Consider the following 2,998-nt stretch of genomic DNA (forward strand, 5'->3'; position numbering starts at 1 on the left):
CTCTGCCCACTTCGGGATTGATGACCATTCGGAGGACGGCCGTTCTGCCTCGATTGGCAGGTCCGTTTTCACGGTGATCCTGACCGATGACCGAGGCAAGGCGTGGCGCGTTGACCATGCTGAGGAAAGGATGCTTATCCAATCGTAGCCGGTGGGTGTTTGGGACCTTACAGTTCAGCCCATTTCAATCGAAACCAAGCAAACAGGAGGCAACCATGCCAAAGAAACCAGAATCACATCATGTAGTCCCGAACGCCGATGGTGGCTGGGACGTCAAGAAAGATGGCGCGATCCGAAGCAGCGGCCACTTCGACAAGAAGCAGGAAGCCGTCGATGCCGGGCGTAAGATCAGCCAGAACCAAGGCACCGAGTTCCGAGTTCTACATCCATGGCAAAGACGGGAAGATCCAGAACAAAGACAGTCACGGGAACGATCCGTATCCGCCGAAGGGGTGATGAATTCGATTCCCGTTTTGGGAACCGAACCGGCGTCCGAAAACCGGATTCGAAGTTGTTGCGGTTCATCGCCAGGTATCCGATTTTACAGCAAACCCGTCACCCTCGTCCGGTGCCGGGAAATCAGGGGAGAAAATCGTTTCTCTGGCCGGGTTGGCGGGAAGTGGTTGTGTGAGATGACTTAGGCGTTTATTATCAAGGAGTTACGAGGAGCGCGGGCTTTGAGACTGTTTTGCGGTAGGTCGTCGTTCCCTCCACCAAACACTAATAAAAAACCGCATAGTATGCGGTTTTTTATTGTCTTAGACAATCATCTTGAGTTCTTCAAGAAAAAATATAGAAGGATACCGTCCCAAAAAGTGTGTCTTTTTGCAAGAAAGTCAGCATAGGCAGTTTAGCTAAAAAGTAATGAATCTGCAAAACGGCTCAATGGGTAACGGTAAGTTGTTTCACCCATATCAATAGCAGTTTTACTCATCAGCGTTAATACAGAATCTACATTGGGCATGCTGTTGCGTATCTTTAAAGTGCGTTTAAAGGATTTGTTCAACCGCTCAATTTGATTCGTGGTGTAAATCATATTTTGTATCTCGTTTTCATAATGCAGATAGGTTAAATAGTAGCTTAGCTTGTCCTTATCAGCCAATATGGCAAGAGCTTGCGGGTAGTATTTCTTCCATTTCTGATAACAGGCTTTAGCACGTTCAGTAGATGCCGATAAACTGTCATGTTTGCCCACACAGAAGACGTCTTTTAAATCTTGTGCCAGCTCCGCTCTATGGCTGGTTTTGCTTTGACTGAGTAGGCGTCTTTTCAGGTGCAGTACGCACTTTTGTATGCGGCAGGCAAAGTGTTTTTCAATCCTCTGATCCAGCCCTTTCAAGTCATCGATGATGGCCAACTCAATGCGCTGTATCCTCTTTCTTTCAGGTCTTGGCAGATGCTGTCCCAAGTGCGGCAGATTCTGTGGGGGCGTTGTAGATACCGAGCACCTCGCGGGTTTTGTCCAGCTTCACGCCGAGCACAACATAGTACGCTTCGCTAGAGACGGTCTCACGTTTGGTTTTGACGTAGGTGGCATCCAAATAGATGATGGGATAATGGGGCTCTAGCGGTCGTTCTCGAAAGGCTTTCATGTCCTCATACAGGCTTTCGGTGATGCGTGATACCGCGCTTTTGGAAAGCTTTTTACCATAGATGTTTTCAGTAATGCCTTCGATTTGACGGGTAGTTAAGCCGTTGGCATATAACTCAAAACACAGCTCATTCAGCATATCCTGCTGTTCACGCATGACTTCTAGCAGAAGAGGCTTAAATTGTCCTAAACGATCTCTAGGAATCGCTAACTCAATCTGCTCACCAATACCCAGTCCGCGTAGACTTCGGTAGCCATTAGCTTTATTACCATGGCAATGATTTGAGACTAAAAAGTCCTTGCGCTCGGCTTTCATCAAGCTGTTCAACATAATAGATAGTAGCGTATTGATGCCATTGGGCTTGTTGGTAAAATCATGACAAATTTCTTGTAGCTGCTTTGGGCTTAGTTGTAAACTGTTCATAGGGTCTCTCTCTTTTTTGGATTGCGTTTGCTAAAACATTCTTACAAAAATTTGAGAGACCTTTTCTTTTGCCTCTCATCAGACACACTTTATGGGGCGGTATCGTCTGCGGCTCGCCGCCTTGTACTACTTTTTCACTTCTTCGACGATAGTCTGCGGCAATAAAAAACCGACCGTAAAGGTCGGTTTTTTAAATGCTCTTTATCGGCAATTATTTGATTTTTAAATCTTCTTCATTACCGCCTTTTTCAAGGTATTCGCTAAACCATTTCGGTTGGCGGCCTTGCCCCGTCCAAGTTTGTCCGCTTTGCGGATGCACATATTTAGCGGCGGCAGGGCGGCGTTTGCCTTTGGTTTTCGCTTCGCCGCCGGTCAATACGGCGATTTGTTGTTCTGCGGCGGCTTGAATTTCTTGGGCGCGTTTCTGGCGTTGGGCGCTCAATTGATTGGTTAATTCGACGAAAGTCGCATTATCTAATTTTGAAATTTCATCTAAAAGCTGAGTTAAATTCATGTATGCTTCCTTATGTATATTTAATAACTGTCACTTAAGACCCGGCTATTTTAAAATCGATTTTTCATTTATGCAAGCACTAAAAAGAGCCGATGTAATATCGGCTCTTGGATAAGAAAAGATTAGAAGGTTTGGCTGCGCAAATAATCGCGCAATTCGCTGCCTAATTGCGGATGTTCCAAGCCTAATTCGATATTGGCTTGCAAGAAGCCGAGCTTGTCGCCGCAGTCATAGCGTTTGCCCTCATAGCGATAGGCTAATAAGGTTTTCTCCTTAATCAATTTTTGAATCGCATCGGTTAATTGAATTTCGCCGCCGGCGCCGGCTTGGTGGATTTTAAGATTTGCATAATCCGCCCGGCAGAATATAGCGCCCGATTGCCGCCAAATTAGAAAGCGCAGTGCCTGCACGCGGTTTTTCGACGATGCCTTCAATGGTAGAGGTACGTTCATCTAATTTTGCGCCTTCG

5 protein-coding genes are annotated in these 2,998 nt (G+C 46.3%); 1 reads left to right on the forward strand and 4 read right to left on the reverse strand.

Annotated elements, in window-relative coordinates:
* The first annotated feature begins 215 nt into the window (after positions 1-215).
* Positions 216-641: a DUF2188 domain-containing protein gene (locus DT343_RS17935; protein WP_258522456.1), complete on the forward strand. Its 426-nt coding sequence runs from the start codon at positions 216-218 to the stop codon at positions 639-641.
* 209 nt (positions 642-850) lie between these two features.
* On the opposite strand, the gene DT343_RS17940 is transcribed toward DT343_RS17935, so the two are convergent.
* From DT343_RS17940 to DT343_RS17955, 4 genes are all read right to left on the reverse strand, one after another.
* A complete protein-coding gene (locus tag DT343_RS17940) occupies positions 851-1,408 on the reverse strand; it encodes a transposase (protein ID WP_220116397.1) in 558 nt (185 codons plus the stop codon).
* The gene (locus tag DT343_RS17945; protein WP_112861267.1) at positions 1,383-2,015 is read right to left on the reverse strand and encodes an IS256 family transposase; all 633 of its coding nucleotides are present in this window, start codon (positions 2,013-2,015) and stop codon (positions 1,383-1,385) included. The genes DT343_RS17940 and DT343_RS17945 overlap by 26 nt, the downstream gene beginning before the upstream one ends.
* A 211-nt stretch (positions 2,016-2,226) precedes the next feature.
* Entirely contained in the window at positions 2,227-2,529 is a 303-nt protein-coding gene (locus DT343_RS17950) for an H-NS histone family protein (protein WP_112861268.1), read from the reverse strand.
* 122 nt (positions 2,530-2,651) lie between these two features.
* Complete coding sequence (locus DT343_RS17955; RefSeq protein ID WP_146756695.1) at positions 2,652-2,981, reverse strand: hypothetical protein; 330 nt, start codon at positions 2,979-2,981, stop codon at positions 2,652-2,654.
* Positions 2,982-2,998 lie beyond the last annotated feature (17 nt).

The organism is Brevundimonas vesicularis (genome assembly GCF_900445985.1).
In the GTDB taxonomy this organism is placed as follows: domain Bacteria; phylum Pseudomonadota; class Alphaproteobacteria; order Caulobacterales; family Caulobacteraceae; genus Brevundimonas; species Brevundimonas vesicularis_D.